Genomic DNA, 14,933 nt, shown 5'->3' with positions numbered 1-14,933 from the left:
GCTACCGCACCTCCTGGTCGTCGTCCGGGACCCGAGCGGCCCACATCGGCACCCGCTCCGTCCGCCACCGGCCCGCCCCGTTCTGCCGGGCCGGTGGCTCGTTCCTTCCGCGCGGCGCGGTGCCCGTCCCGTCCCACAGCGTGCCGTCGGTCCGGTCACGTGCGTCGGGGTCGATCAGCACCACGCCGATCACCGCGATCCGCTGCTCCGAGAGCTGCCGCGCCACCGTGTGCAGCCAGGCGGCGCTGCCGTGCCCGGCGCGCACGACGAGCACCGTCCGCGTCCCGAGGTGCCGCAGGTCGGTCCAGGCCGTGCCGGGCGCCACCGAGCCGACGCCGAGTCGGCGCTCCTGATGCGCACCGGCCGCGGCCCGCTCACTGCTGACGACGACGGGATCGCCCGGCTCCGGCCGGTGGTCGCCGAGCTCCGGGCCGGGCAGGCCGTCGACGACGACCATGGGCCCCTCCGCCGTCAGCGCCCGGCCGAGCCCCAGGGCGATCTCGCTCGCACTCCGCGCGCAGCCCAGTTCGAGCAGGGACATCGGTTCCGCCGAGCCCCGCAGGGTGCGGGCCAGGGACGTGGTCAGCCGTGCGCGTGCCGCCCGGTTCCGCCGACGCCCCCACCAGCGGGCCTGCCGTCGGGGCAGCTCCGCGACGATCGAGGCGCCGAGGTTCGCCGCGATGTCCCGGCGCAGCACGGGGCGGTCCGCCACCACCGAGCCGACCGCGGCCACCGCGAGACCCAGCGCGAGCCCGAGGACGAGCCCGATCACCGAGTTGACGGCAGCGGTCTTGGCCAGGGAGTGCCGCACCGCGCGCGGGGCGTCCACGATCTGCGTACCGGCGATGAGATGGGGCGTGCCGATGCGCGCCTCCGCGGCCCGCTGGTCGAAGTCGGCGATCCGCGAGGTGAGCTCGGCCCGGCGGGCGAAGAGCGACTCCGAGTCGGCCGAGCCCTTGGACCCGCTGTCCGAAGAGCCGTCCGCGATCGCCTTGTTGACCTGCGCGAGCTCGTCCCGCATGCGGTCACGCTGGTCGAGCAGGGCCTTGGCCTCGGCGTTCGCGGTCTCCTGGATCCGGCTCAGATGGTCCGCGAGGAACGCGTCGGCCAGCGCCCCGGCGCGGGCCACCGCCTCGGCGTCGCTGTCACCCGTCGCACTGATCTGCAGCACGTTGTTGGTCAGGCCGGCGCCCTCGTACTCCTTCATGAAGTCCTCCGGTTTCACCGGGGACCCGAGGGACTTCAAGGCCTGACTGGCGATCCGCGTGGTGCGCAGCAGCTCGACGTCGGTCCGGATCAGCGTTCCGGGGTCGCTCGGCTGGTCCGCCTGGTGCGCGACGAGCAGCTTGACCACCGCGGTCGGCCGCGGCGGCAGCAGGATCGCCAGAGCGGCCCCGAGGAGCAGTCCGATCAGCGCCAGGGAGCCCCAGAGACGGCGCCGTCTGCGCACCGCCACCACCAGCACGTGCAGGTCGAGCAGTGGAGCGGCGGCCGACGACTCCGAAGTCGTACTCGTCGTCACCCTGAACCTTCCGTCGTGTCGTTGGCCATCACGAATGCCGGCGTGCCGGCGTGCCGGGACCGGCCGGCGGACCGTGCCGAAGGTGCCCGGACGGGACCGGCGAGGACGACCCCGACGAGCTCGTGCCGGGCGTCGGCACACGCCTCGGCGACGCCGGCGAGCTCGCCCGCGGTCCAGCTGCCCACGCTGAGCACGACCAGGGCACCGGACTCCTTGTCCCGGTCCGGCACCATCGGCCGGGACACCGAGACCTCCACGACCCGCAGCGTCAGATCGCCCCCGGCCTCGGCGACGAGCTGCGCGGCGGCCCGGCGGGCGATCTCGTCACCGTCCGGAACGACGACGAGGATCCGCCCGGGGGCCGCGATCCGGTCCTGGAGGCGGGCGTACAACCGCCGGTAGCGGATCTGCCGGCTGGCCTCGTCGCCGGACGTCCGCGGAGCCGGTACGTCCCACCGGACGTCGGTGCCGAGGAGCCGGCGGATCCAGGTCCGCGGGCCACGGGCCTCCGGCCGGTGCGTGAACCGCTCGCCCGGTACGTCGACGGTGCCGAGGAGCGCCGAGCCCAGCGCCGCGGCGATCTCCGGCTCGGTGCGCAGCCGGCGGCTCATCCGTGCGGCGGCGAGATGACCGATGAACGCGACCAGGAAGAACAGCGCCGCCCCGGCGGCGACGAGCTGCGGCCTCGTCGGCGGCGCCTCACCGGTCGGCCGGGCCGCCGACCCCATGACGACCATGCCGGCCTTGCTGGTCGCCGGACCGGCCTGGTCCAGCTTGTCGATGGCCTCCTGCAGCGAGGTGCGCAGCTTCGCGAGCTCGGTGCGGGTCTGCACGCTCTCCACGGAGCGCCCAGGACCCGCCTCGTCGGCCAGCTCGGTGATACGGCGGTTGGTCTGCGCCACCGTCTTCCGCAGGGCCTCCGTCCGCGCCGCCGCCTCGGGATCGCTGCTGTCGCCCACGATGTTCGAGGCGAAGGCGACGAACTGCCGGGCCACCTGGTCGGAGAGCTGCTGCGCGCGCTCCGGGGTGTCGGCCGTCCCCGAGATCTTGATGATGTTCCCGTCGGCGGCCTCGGCAGTCACCCGCTCCTTCAGCTCGAGGCCGTCGACCCCGGCCCAGCCGAGCGCGGCGGCCACGCGGTCGACCACCACGGAACTCGTCGCGACCTGCGTCTGCGTCAGCAGCTCACGCTCTTCCCACGACCCGGGCAGCAGCACCGAGGCCGACGTCGTGTAGCGCGGCGGAAGCAGCAGAGACGTGCCGTAGCCGACGAGGGCGCCCACCATCGCGAGGAGGACGAGGAACCGCCCACGCCGACGGAGAATCCGCCCGACCGTGACCAGGCGTATCGTGTCATCGCTCAACGACGCGGCCTCTTCCGTCCCCGGCCCGGGCCGCCCGCCGACAGCGGCGCGCGGTCACGGCAGGCGGCTTCGTAGGCGGCGAGCAGCGACTGCTGGGAGTTCCGCCAGGAGAGCGGTCCGCCGATCCGCTCCTGGCCGATCTTGCCCATCCGCTCCCGCTCCTCCGGATCGTCGAGGAGCAGCGCGATCAGCCTGGCGAACTCGGCCTCGTCGTTGGCGGGCGCGTACACGGCGGCCTCCCCGGCGGAGACGCGCGCCTCCCGGAGGTCGAACGAGACGATCGGCCGGCCCATCACCATGTACTCCAGGACCTTGTTCATGGTCGACACGTCGTTGAGCGGATTGCGCGGGTCGGGGGAGAGGCACACGTCCGCGGTGGACAGATAGCGCGCCAGATCCGCGTCCGGTATGCGCCCGGTGAACTGCACCTGCTCCGAGAGCCCCAGCCGCCGGGACAGCTCGACCATCGCGTCGAAGGCGTCGCCGGCGCCGACGAACACCGCGTGCCAGTCGGTGCGCCCCCGCTCGTCGCGCAGCTTCGCGAGGGCCCGCAAGGCGTAGTCGACGCCGTCCTGCGGGCCCATCACGCCCAGGTAGCACAGCAGATGGGGCTTGCCGCGCTTCAGCTCCGGCTCGGCCGGTACGGGGTGGAACCGGTCGACGTCGGGCGCGCTGCGCACCACGAACACGTCCTCAGGCCGCCGGCCGCCGCGGCGCACCGCGACGTCCCGGTAGCTCTCGTTCGTGGCGAGCACGACGTCCGCGGCTCGGTAGGTCGCCCGCTCCAGCGCGCACACGCCGCGGTACAGCAGGTCCTTGCCGCGGTCGAACCGGGACAGGTACAGCTCGGGCACCAGGTCGTGCTGGTCGAAGACGAACCGCGCCCCCTGCCGCTTCAGCCACAGGGCGGGCAGGAACAGCAGGTCCGGCGGGTTGCAGGCGTGCACCACGTCGACCGGGCCGACCTTGCGGGCCAGCCGCGCCGTGTGCCACAAGGCCGTGCCGTACTCGCGCAGATAGCCGGCCGGCCCTCCGGTGGCCGCGCGCAGCGGGTAGCGGTGGATCCGCACCCCGTCGATCACCGCCTCCGGCTCCGTGTCCCGCTTCTCGCCGCGCGGGCAGATGACGTGCACCTCCCAGCCCGCGTCGCGCAGCGTCGTGCACTCCTGCCAGACCCGCCGGTCGAACGGCACCGACAGGTTCTCCACCAGGATCAGCGCGCGCCGGGCGGGCCCGGCACCACTGGTCTTCTCACCAAGCAAGGCCCACGTACCCCGGTTCGGCCCGGCGCGACTCGGCGTCGGGAAGGTGGATGAGGTCGACGATCACCGGGGTCTCGCCGTGCGGCAGCGCCGCGAGGACATCCGGATCCCTGGTCCCGACGAGGCACACCTCGGCATGGTCGAGGACCTCGTCGACGGATTCGGCGAGCAGCTGCGCGAGGTGCGGCAGCCGGGTCTCGATGTACTCGCGGTTGGCGCCCAGCAGCCGGGAGAGGTTCACGTTGGGGTCGTAGATCCGCAGCTCGTACCCCTTGCCGAAGAGCCGCTCCGCCAGCTCGACCAGCGGGCTCTCGCGGAGGTCGTCGGTGCCGGGCTTGAAGGAGAGCCCGAAGATGCCCACCCGCCGCTTGCCGGTCCGCTCGACCAGCTCCACGGCCCGCTGCAGATGGTCGGCGTTGGAGGGCAGTACGTGGGAGAGGATCGGCACCGAGACGTCGGCCCGCTGCGCCGCGTGGACCAGGCTGCGCAGGTCCTTGGGCAGGCAGGAGCCGCCGAAGGCGAAGCCGGGCCGCAGATAGGCGGGGCTGATGTTCAGCTTGCGGTCGGCGAGGAACACGTCGATCACCTGGTGCGAGTCCACCCCGAGCGCCTGGCACACCGCGCCCAGCTCGTTCGCGAAGCCGATCTTGAGGCCGTGGAACGCGTTGTCCGCGTACTTGATCGCCTCGGCGGTCGGGACCGGCACCCGGAACACCTCGCCGGGCAGTCCCTCGTACAGCGCCGCCACCACGTCGCCGCTCGCCGGGTCGAGCTCGCCGATGACGGTCTTCGGCGGGTCGAAGAAGTCCCGCACGCTCGTGCCCTCGCGCAGGAACTCCGGGTTGACCGCGACCCCCACGTCCACGCCCGCAGTGCCGCCGACGTACTTCTCCAGGATCGGCACGAGCAGGTTCAGGCAGGTGCCCGGGAGCATGGTGCTGCGGAAGACGACGGTGTGCCGTCCGCCCCGCTCGGCCACCGCCGCACCGATCTCCTCGGTGACCCGCTCCAGATAGGTGGTGCACAGGCTGCCGTTGGGCTCCGACGGCGTGCCCACGCAGACCAGCGACACCTCGCTGGCCTCGATCGCCTCGCGGACGTCGGCGGTGGCGCGCAGCGCACCGGTCCGCACGACGTCGGCGATCAGTTCACCGATCCGCTCCTCGACCACCGGGGCCTTGCCGTCGTTGACCAGGTCGACCTTCACCTGGTTGACGTCCACCCCGATGACCTCGTGCCCCATGCTGGCCAGGCACGCGGCCGACACGCAGCCCACGTAGCCGAGCCCGAAGACGCTGACTCTCATTCCCCGTTCCTCCCCCCAGGCAGGCCCTCCCGGCCTGCGGTCCACGTGCCGGCCGCCCGACGGTTCCCGCACATCAGTAGGCCCCCTGCCCGTACAGCACCGCGCGCAGCGTCTTCCACAGGATCACCGTGTCCAGGGCGAGCGACCAGTCCTCCACGTACCGCAGGTCGAGGCGCACCGCCTCCTCCCACGACAGGTCGCTGCGTCCGCTGATCTGCCACAGACCGGTCAGGCCGGGCTTGACGAGCAGCCGCCGCCGGACGTCCGGGCCGTACGCGGCGCACTCCTCCGGCAGCGGAGGCCGCGGCCCGACGAGCGACATCGATCCGGTGAGCACGTTGAACAGCTGCGGGAGCTCGTCGAGCGAGTACCGGCGCAGCACCGCCCCCACCCGGGTCACCCGCGGATCCCGGCGGAGCTTGAACAGCAGACCGGCGCCCTCGTTGCGGTCGGCCAGCGCGGCACGTGCCCGGTCGGCCCCGACGACCATCGTGCGGAACTTGAGGATGGTGAACTCGCGGCCGTCCTTGCCGACCCTGCGCTGGCTGTAGAGCGCCCCGCCCCGGCTGTCCGCCAGGACGAGCAGCCCGACGATCAGCATCAGCGGCGCGAACAGCATCAGCAGGATCGCCGCGCCCACGCGGTCGACGACCCCCTTGATGGCCCGGCGGCCCCCGGTGAACGTCGGCATGCTGACCCGCAGCAGCGGGATCCCGAGCACCGCGTCGATGTGCAGCCGCGGACCGGCCACCTCCATCAGCACGGGCGCCACGACCATCTCCGCCTCGCTGCCCTCGAGGTTCCACGCCAGCCGCTGCAGCCGGTCCGGCGACCAGTGCGGGTCCGGGGTGACCGCGACGACCCGGTAGCCGTCGCGGCGGACGTGGTTGGCGACCTCCGCCAGCGGGCCGACGACCGGCACCCCGTCCACCTGGTCGCCTTCCGGCCCGAGACCGTCCGTCGTGCACACCGCGTCGACCCGCCAGCCGAGGTGCGGGAACTTGCGGGTCCGGGAGATCAGGTCGCGCAGGGTGGCCGGGCTCCCGGCGGCGAGCACCGGCCGCAGGCACCGTCCTTCCTTGCGCTGGTTGTGCAGCCAGAGACGCAGCAGATACCGCGTCGTCATGGTGATGAGCGCGATCGCGGGGATCGCGACGAAGATCCACAGCTTGATGTTGTGGGAGGTCAGGGCGATCCCGCCGAGCGCCAGCACGATGGTCGCCGTGAACAGCGAGCGCCCGAGCCGGCGGAACTCCTCGGCGCCCTGGCCGAGGACGGCCGGCGCCCACGACCGGTTCACCGCGAGCGCGCCGAGGACGAGCAGCTCGGTGCCGAAGGCGAGTATGCCCCACCTCTCATGCCAGTTGGCGGCCTGCCGGGCCCCGAAGAAGCCGCCTATCGCCGCCACGACGAAGGCGGTGGCCACGGTGTCGCTGGCGATCACCGCGCGACGGTACCGCTGCTCCCAGTCGCTCGCGGTCCGGCCGATCGCTGCGCTGTCCAGCCGGTCGCGCGCCGATGGAAACGGGCTGACCAATTCCCCCTGCTGCACGGACCCCCCCAGGGTGCCAGTGGACTCGACGTGTTGGCTCCACACGGTTCCTCCCCCCGGGAGGCCCCCGCCTCCCGCGCTGTTCCTCCCCTCGGGAGGCCCCCGCCTCCCGCACCGCGCTGTTCCTCTTCCCGGCCATCCGCCCACCCCGCGAATGACGTACCGGGTACCGCAGCGCTACTCGAACACCCCATCCAGGCGGCGGATTTGTCGCCTGGTGTCCGGGCTTGTGAAGCAAGGTCAATCTAGAGCATCAAAGCCATCCAGAAGAGGGATGTGGGCAACTTGTGCTGAACCTTTGAAGGTTGATCTTCCGTCGGACAATCACCCGCAGAAGCCTTCATCGCGGAGACGTGCCTTGTGACCTGTGGTGACGGGTGTTCACCGGGCTGTAGGCGCCGCTGATCCGAGGGCGTTCCGGCACGAGCGCACGGGTCGAGCTTGGCTTGTTTTTTAACCTGGTCGCGAGCGGTCGCGGGGACAACTCGGGCTTTTCGGCCGTGGGTTACGCCCCTCCGCCCGGTTCCGTCACCTTCTGGAGACATCCGGGACGCCACCGTCCCCGCGTGTCCTGATCCGCCGGACCCGGATCCCCGCCGCGCACCGCCTCCACGCCGCGCACCGCCTCCACGGCGACCGGTACGCGCTTCCGAACGCGTTGTCAGTGGGCGGGGATACGTTGTCGATGTTCCGCCGCTCCGGCGTGAACATCCCCTTTGACGTGCATGGGAGAAGTGCGTTGCCGGTCTGGGAGAGGTCGAGCGCGGCACGGGTGGTACCGCCCGCGCGGCCGCGGAAACTCGCGAAGGTGCCGTTCGTCGAGCTGGCCGACGGACGCCTGCAGGGCGTGGTGTCCAGCGGCTCCGACATAGGGCGCGTGTACGTGTCCTCCATCGCCGCCGGGACGTACGCGTTCGCGTGCAGCACCAACAACAACCGACCCTGCGGCGGCGCGCGCGGCTCGTACTGCAACCACATCCGCGCACTCGTCACCGAGGCCGTCCTCCAGTACGGCGCGCCGCGCGTCGCCCGCTACCTCAAGGCCGAGACGCCCGACCGCGAACCCGATGCCCAGACGCTCGTCGCGGCGATGACCGCCACGCGCCCCGCGCAGGGCGACACCTCGGCCGCCGCCCCCGTGTTCAGCCGCTTCCTGCGGCACCTCGCCTACCTCGAACTGGACCCGATCGCCGCGCCGCTGCCCGAGATGCAGTGGTTCCCGCCGACGAGGGCGGTCGCCTGATGCGTACGGACCTGCTCGACGACCCCGTCGAGGGACTCGACGAGGCGCTGACCGCCGTAGACGCCTTCGACGACGCACTCGTCGCCGGCCTGCTCCGTCCCCAGCCCGCCCAGACCGCCGGACTCGCCGCGCTCGCGGACGCCCTCGCCGGCACACCGCTCGCCTCCCTCGTCGCCGAGGCCGCCGACAAGGCCATGGCCGGCGCCGCCGGCGAGGACCACTTCCTCGCGCTCGCGGCCGCCCGCACCGCGCTCATGGGCTCCGTCCACGACGCCCTGACGGCCCGCGTCGCCGACGTCACCGGCCGCCCCACGGAGGACGACCCCCCGCGGCCCACCGGCGAGGACGAGCCCGCCGCGAACGTGCTCGCCGCCGCCCGCGCCTGGCTGTGCGACCTCGCCCGCGCCGGCTGGCAGGGCATCGACCACGAACTCGTCGCCGGCGCCGCGCCCGTGGTCTCCGCGATGCTGCCGGACCCCGCGCTCCGCCGACAGGCGACCCTGCTCGACGGCTTCTCGGCCGAACTCGCCGCATCCTGCCCCGGGGCCACCCTGGAGCGCGTCCCGGTGCGCCGCTGGGCCGACCTGTGGGCGCGCGCCCTCCTCCTCACCCTGCCCGGAGCCGCCCGCACACCCGCCGGGTCCACCGCGACCGGCCGGCTGCTGCCCCTCGGCGTCGACGTGCAGGAGCACGCGACCGCCGTCCAGGCCCAGGTCCACGCCGTGTTCGAACCGGCCGACGGTACGGCGCCGCGGCTGGTCCGGGCGGCGGTGTCCGCGCCCAAGCCCGACACCGTCGTCGGCGCCGGGCTCTGGCAACTGCTCCGGCCCCGCATGTCACTCCTCACCGCCGTGAGCGAGGGCCTCGCCATGGAACTCGACGCCATGCCCGTCACCGCCGAGGGCGACCTCGTCTGGGACGACGAGCGCGCCCGCGCGGGGGAGCCCGCCGACCCCTTCGCCACGGCCAGGGTCGCCCTCGCCACCGCGACCGACCCGGTCACGGCCCCGCTGGACCGCCACCCGGTACGGATCGCCGTCCCCGTCCTCCTGGAGGGGTACGCGACGGAGCACGAGGACGACGGGCCGCTGACCTTCACGCTCGCGGGCCACCGGCTGGCCGTGGACACCGACCGCGGACCGGCCGCCGGCCCGCTCACCCCGGAGGCGATCGCCGCGTCCGGCGCGTGCCTGGGCCTCCTCCGCTGGGACGCCGGCGAGTTCCTCCTGCAGCCGCTCGCCGTCGAGACGACCGTCCGGAAGAAGACCGTCGCCGTCCACGCGGGCGCGTGGGCGGGCGGGACCACCGACAAGACCGGAGTCCGCGCGGAGAAGGCGGCCACGGACACGGTCGCCGTCCTGCGCGAACGAGCGGGAAGGCTGCTGCGCTCATGACCGAGGAGACGTTCACGCCCGACCCCGACGACAACCGGCGGCAGGTCCTCTACTGGCGGCTGCTCGCCCGGCTCTTCGACCCCGAGGAGCAGGCCGCCCTGGAATCGGCGAGCCTCGCCGTCGTCGAGGACATCGGCCTGCCCTCCGCACTCCTCGACCCCGGCGCCTCCGTGGACTCCGTCGTCCAGCGCCACCCGGAGCTCGCCGACGAGTTCGACGGCCTGATGACCCCGGAGCCCGAGCCGGACGGCGCACGCGACCGGGCCGCCGAGGTACGCCGCGCCGCACTCGCCTCGAAGCTGCTGCTCAACGTCTTCGCCACCGGCTCCGGAACCGTCTCCGCCGGGCAGCTCGCCCGCTGGCAGTCCGACGCTGGCCGGCTGGAGCGCGCGCTCGGCTGCCCGCCCGGCGGACTGCGCGGCGGCAAGGCGGCCGGAGCCGCCCTCACCGGCGGCGGCCTCGGAACCGAGCTCGGCGCCATCGAGGCCGACCTCGTCCACCGCATGCACCTGCGCGAAGTCCTCGCCGATCCCGCGCTGGCCGCACGGCTCACCCCCAGCATGTCCCTGATCGAGCAGCTGCTGCGCGACAAGGGCAACCTCTCCGGCGTGGCACTGGCCAACGCCAAGGCACTGATCAGGCGGTACGTGGACGAGGTCGCCCAGGTGCTCCGTACCCAGGTCGAGAAGGCCACCGTCGGCGAGCTCGACCGCTCGGTGCCGCCCAAGCGGGTCTTCCGGAACCTCGACCTCGACCGCACCATCTGGAAGAACCTCACCAACTGGAGCCCCGAGGAGGAGCGGCTCTACGTCGACCGCCTCTACTACCGGCACACCGTCCGCAGGACCACGCCCCAGCGGCTGATCGTCGTCGTGGACCAGTCCGGTTCCATGGTCGACTCGATGGTCAACTGCACCATCCTCGCCTCGATCTTCGCCGGGCTGCCCAAGGTCGACGTCCACCTCATCGCGTACGACACCCGCGCGATCGACCTCACCCCCTGGGTGCACGACCCGTTCGACGTGCTCCTGCGCACCAACCTCGGCGGCGGCAACGACGGGCCGGTGGCGATGGCCCTGGCCCGGCCCAAGATCGCCGAACCGAAGAACACCGTCATGGTCTGGATCTCCGACTTCTACGAGTTCGACCGCTCACAGCCACTGTTCGAGGGCATCGAGGAGGTCCACCGCTCCGGGGTGCGCTTCATCCCCGTGGGCTCGGTGACCAGCTCGGGACGGCAGGAGGTCAACCCCTGGTTCCGGGAGCGGTTCAAGGCGCTCGGCACCCCGGTGATCTCCGGCCACATCGACAAGCTCGTGCACGAACTCAAGACCTTCCTCACCTGAGACCGAAAGGCCCTTCGCATGTCCGACCTGCTCCGCGCTCCCGCCGAGATCAAGTACGCCGAGGAACTCGACTGGCTGGAGTCGATCGACGACAACCCCAAGCCCTTCTCCTGGCGCCTCTCCCCGAAGATGGTCCGCCTCTTCATCCTCGGCTCCGAGCGCGCCGACGGCCTGGACCGGGAGGTGACGCAGAAGTGGTTCGGCGACCGCAGCTTCGTCGAGCGCTCCATCGTCACCCTCGCCTCCGACCGCGGCCTGCTCCTCATCGGCGACCCCGGCACCGGCAAGAGCTGGCTCGCCGAACTCCTCGCCGCAGCGATCAGCCGCAACTCCACGCAGGTGGTCCAGGGCACGGCCGGCACGACCGAGGACCACATCAAGTACTCCTGGAACGTGTCGATGGTCATCGCCAAGGGCCAGTCCCGCGCCTCGATGATCCCCTCGCCGATCATGACCGCCATGGAGACCGGCACCATCGGCCGCTTCGAGGAGCTCACCCGCTCCACCAGCGACGTCCAGGACGCGCTCATCTCGATCCTCTCCGAGAAGTACATCTCCGTCCCCGAACTCGACGGCGCCGACGGCGAGAACATCGTCTTCGCCAAGCCCGGCTTCTCGATCATCGCCACCGCCAACAGCCGCGACCGCGGCGTCAACGACCTCTCCTCCGCGCTCAAGCGCCGCTTCAACTTCGTCCGCATCCCGGTCGTGACGAACAAGAAGAGCGAGGCCGAGATCGTCCGCTTCCGCACCGAGGAGCTGCTGCGCCGCCACGCCATCGAACTGGACGTGCCGCCCACCCTCCTCGACGTCCTCCTCCAGAGCTTCGCCGACCTGCGGGCCTCCGCCGCCGCGGCCGGCAGCGACGACGAGAAGCTGGAGTCCGCCCTCTCCACCGCCGAGCAGATCGGCGTCCTGGAGGACTCGATCCTGCACAGCAACTTCTTCGGCGAGCGCACCCTCACCGCCCGCGCCCTCGCCGCCTCGCTGGTCGGCACGCTCGCCCGGCGCGAGCCGGAGGACCTGGCCATCCTCAACAAGTACCTGCACGGCGTCGTCGAGCCGCGCGGCAAGGAAGAGGGCGGCTCGTGGCCCGAGTTCCTCGAGGGCGGCCGCGAAGCGATCGCGAAGCTGTCGTGACCCGGACCCCCTTCACCGCCCTGCGCGGTCAACTCCACGAGGCGGCAGCGGCGTTCGCCGGAGGCGCGGACGCCCTGGAGGACATCCTCCTCGGCCTCGTCGACGACGTCGACCGCGCCGTGGCGGAACCCCTGGAGATCTTCCCCGTCTGCCACCACTCGCCCGCCTCCGCCCTCGCCATGGCCCGCCGACTGCGCGAGAAGCAGCCCAAGGTCGTGTACCTGGAGCTCTGCGAGGACATGACGCCGCTCCTCACCGAGCTGCGCAACTGCCGGCTGCCGGTCGCGGTGCAGGCTTTCGCCGGCGACGTCGACGGCTTCCCGCCCGACTGGGCGCCGCTGTCCGTCGTTGCCCCGATCACGGAGGCCTCCGCCGAGTACCAGGCCATCGCCTACGCCCTCGACACCCCCGGCGTGGACCTGGTCCTCGTCGACCGCTCCTCCGACCACGTCTTCCAGTGGGACTCCCGGCACGATCGCACCGACGAGCCGGACGCCCGTGAGGAAGGCGGCACCGAGGCCGAGGCGGCGCTCCACGGCGAGGCCGTCGGCGTCGAGATCGGCGACCTGCGGCCGCGCTTCGCCGAACTGGAGGAACACCTGCTGCGCCACGGCAAGGTGCGGCACTGGTCGGAGTGGTGGCACCAGTACGTCGAGGTGCCCCTCGGCGACAGCGACCACGACACGTACCGCCAGGTCATGTTCCTCATCGGCAGCCTGTTCCGGCGGCTCGCCCCCGGCGACGGGGACCGCGTCCGCGTCGACGAGGACCGCGAGCGCCACATGTGGACCCGGATGCGCGAGCACCTCGCCGCGACCGGCACCGACCCCGCGGACTGCCTTTACGTCTGCGGCGCCTTCCACGCGGCCAGCCGCGTCGACGAGTTCGGCGTCCACGGCAGCGACGACTTCGAGATCTCCCCCCGCACGGCCACCACCTGGCAGTACGGCCTCATCCCCTCCAGCAACGCGGCGATCGAGGCCCAGTTCGGCCTCGCCTCCGGCTCCGTGTCCATCGCCGCGACGCAGTGGACGAAGAACCTCAAGCGCACCCGGGTGAAGCCGTACCGCCTCGACGGCCAGGCCGGTACGAAGAAGACAGCGGCGAAGACCCCCACCCCGGCCGCCCTCCCCGAGGCCGAGGCCGAGGCCGCGCCGCCCGCCGAGGACCGCCTCTCCGGCTTCCTCCGGCGACCCCCGGTCCTCGACACCCTGGACGAGACCGAACTCCTCGGCTGGTCCGTGGACATCGTCCGCGCCGCCCGCCGCAACGGCTATCTGGCCTCCACCGCCGACGCGATCGCCGTCTTCGAGACCTCCATCCTGCTCGCCGGCATGCGGGACCGGGCCAAGCCCACCCCGTACGACTTCCAGGACGCCGCGGTCACCTGCATAGAGAAGGACAGCGTGCCCGGGCGCCGGGACGTGCGCCGCCTCGTCGAGATCATGATGGGCGGCGACAGGATCGGCCAGGTCGGCTACGAAGCACTGCCGCCGCTCGCCCGCGACGTCCACGACCGGCTCGCCCCCCTGGAGCTGAACCTCCAGCAGCGCGGGGTCCGCCGGGCCCTCCTCGACATGACCTCCCGGCCCGAACTGCGCGCCTGCTCGGACGTCCTGTGGATGCTGCGCCGCCTGATGCCGCACGGCGCGGCACGGCCCGTCATGGGGGAGCGGCGGCTCGGCGAGCGGTCGATCCAGGAGTCCTGGGACCTCGCCCTCGGCACCCACCAACGGGCCCTCATCGAGCTCGGCTACGAGGGCGTGAGCCTCGAACAGGTCCTGGAACAGCGCCTGCGCCGCACCGCGTACGGCCCGCAGGCGACGACCGCCGAGGTCCTCGCCGCCGTCGAGGACGCCATCCTCCACCTGGGCGGCCGGCGCCTCGCCGAGGAGCTCGGCACCCGCGCCCTCGACGTCCTGGCGGGCGAGCGCACGGTCGACGGGGCACCGCAGGTCCTGCGCCGGGTGCGCGGACTCCTCGCCTACTACCGCACCAGCGAACCGGCGCTGCCGCAGTGGATCGAATCCTTCGTCAGAACCGGTTACGCGCACTACTGCACGCTGCTGCCGACGGCGTTCCGCGACGAGGACGCGACGGTGGGACAGGTCGCGGCGATGCTCGGCTTCCTGTTCAGCATGGAGAGCCTGGCGCTCTCCCTGGGCTGCGACCGGACACAACTGGAACTGGCCGTCGCCCAGGCACACCCCGAGGACCCCGCGAAGACGGCCCTGCTGTGGGCGGCGCAGGTGCAGCTGGGCACGCTCTCCCGGGGCGAGCTGCGCGCACGCTGCGACGAACTCCTCGCCAACCCGCTGGTGGTGCCGTCCTACCCGCGCTACCTGAGCGGCTTCGTGCACGCCCTGGAGCCGGTGCCGGGTCTCGCGGACGTGGTGGTGGAGGCCGTGTCGAACGCCTTCGGCCGCCTGCCGGACACCGTGCTGCTCCCGTGGCTTCCGGTCCTCATCACGACCCTCCGGTCGAACGCGTCGGAACTGGCCCCGCTGCTCATCCGGGAGGCCGGCCGGATCTTCCCGGCCCGGCTGGCGGCCCTGGACACCTGGGTCCCGCCCTGGCACGTCCAGCCGGCCGCCCCACGCGCCCTTCCCGCGCGCACGGCCCCTCGGGGAGCGGCGCTCCTTCCCGCCCACCCGGCGACCTGCGACGCCCTCGCGGGGCTCCTCGGCACCACGGAGGGATGGACCACGACGAACGCCCCGGCGGAGGCGGGCGCGGTCCTCCTCGCCACCCACCCGGCCACGAGCGAGGCACTGGCGGAGCTCCTCACGGCCCGATGACGAAGA

The 14,933-nt window shown here is 72.6% G+C and carries 10 protein-coding genes; 5 read left to right on the top strand and 5 right to left on the bottom strand.

Annotated elements, in window-relative coordinates; translation table 11 throughout:
* Position 1: 1 nt before the first annotated feature.
* The 5 genes from AB5J54_RS03155 to AB5J54_RS03135 all read right to left on the bottom strand — a co-directional run bounded on the left by AB5J54_RS03155 (position 2) and on the right by AB5J54_RS03135 (position 7,006).
* Positions 2-1,522 carry a Wzz/FepE/Etk N-terminal domain-containing protein gene (locus AB5J54_RS03155; RefSeq protein ID WP_369142315.1) on the bottom strand — a complete coding sequence of 507 codons (1,521 nt, stop codon included), beginning with the start codon at positions 1,520-1,522 and terminating at the stop codon, positions 2-4.
* Positions 1,519-2,886, bottom strand: a complete 1,368-nt coding sequence (locus tag AB5J54_RS03150) for a polysaccharide biosynthesis protein (protein WP_369142314.1) — start codon at positions 2,884-2,886, stop codon at positions 1,519-1,521. Before AB5J54_RS03150 ends, AB5J54_RS03155 begins: the two co-directional genes overlap by 4 nt.
* The gene (locus tag AB5J54_RS03145) at positions 2,883-4,148 is read right to left on the bottom strand and encodes a glycosyltransferase family 4 protein (RefSeq protein ID WP_369142313.1); all 1,266 of its coding nucleotides are present in this window, start codon (positions 4,146-4,148) and stop codon (positions 2,883-2,885) included. Before AB5J54_RS03145 ends, AB5J54_RS03150 begins: the two co-directional genes overlap by 4 nt.
* Positions 4,138-5,454, bottom strand: a complete 1,317-nt coding sequence (locus tag AB5J54_RS03140; protein ID WP_369142312.1) for a nucleotide sugar dehydrogenase — start codon at positions 5,452-5,454, stop codon at positions 4,138-4,140. Before AB5J54_RS03140 ends, AB5J54_RS03145 begins: the two co-directional genes overlap by 11 nt.
* A gap of 73 nt (positions 5,455-5,527) precedes the next feature.
* Positions 5,528-7,006, bottom strand: coding sequence for a sugar transferase (locus tag AB5J54_RS03135; RefSeq protein ID WP_369142311.1), 1,479 nt, complete (start codon positions 7,004-7,006; stop codon positions 5,528-5,530).
* 739 nt (positions 7,007-7,745) lie between these two features.
* Between AB5J54_RS03135 and AB5J54_RS03130 the strand changes: the two genes are divergently transcribed.
* Genes AB5J54_RS03130 through AB5J54_RS03110 form a run of 5 tightly spaced genes read left to right on the top strand, consistent with a single transcriptional unit; the run spans position 7,746 to position 14,927 of the window.
* The gene (locus AB5J54_RS03130; RefSeq protein ID WP_369142310.1) at positions 7,746-8,249 is read left to right on the top strand and encodes a hypothetical protein; all 504 of its coding nucleotides are present in this window, start codon (positions 7,746-7,748) and stop codon (positions 8,247-8,249) included.
* The gene (locus tag AB5J54_RS03125) at positions 8,249-9,643 is read left to right on the top strand and encodes a hypothetical protein (protein ID WP_369142309.1); all 1,395 of its coding nucleotides are present in this window, start codon (positions 8,249-8,251) and stop codon (positions 9,641-9,643) included. The genes AB5J54_RS03130 and AB5J54_RS03125 overlap by 1 nt, the downstream gene beginning before the upstream one ends.
* Complete coding sequence (locus tag AB5J54_RS03120; RefSeq protein WP_369142308.1) at positions 9,640-10,989, top strand: VWA domain-containing protein; 1,350 nt, start codon at positions 9,640-9,642, stop codon at positions 10,987-10,989. The genes AB5J54_RS03125 and AB5J54_RS03120 overlap by 4 nt, the downstream gene beginning before the upstream one ends.
* A gap of 18 nt (positions 10,990-11,007) precedes the next feature.
* On the top strand, positions 11,008-12,129 hold the full coding sequence (locus AB5J54_RS03115) for an AAA family ATPase (RefSeq protein ID WP_369142307.1): 1,122 nt from the start codon (positions 11,008-11,010) through the stop codon (positions 12,127-12,129).
* A complete protein-coding gene (locus AB5J54_RS03110) occupies positions 12,126-14,927 on the top strand; it encodes a hypothetical protein (RefSeq protein ID WP_369142306.1) in 2,802 nt (933 codons plus the stop codon). Before AB5J54_RS03115 ends, AB5J54_RS03110 begins: the two co-directional genes overlap by 4 nt.
* Positions 14,928-14,933 lie beyond the last annotated feature (6 nt).

Source organism: Streptomyces sp. R44, assembly GCF_041053105.1.
Lineage (GTDB): Bacteria > Actinomycetota > Actinomycetes > Streptomycetales > Streptomycetaceae > Streptomyces.
This window is presented reverse-complemented; position numbering and strand designations above follow the sequence as displayed.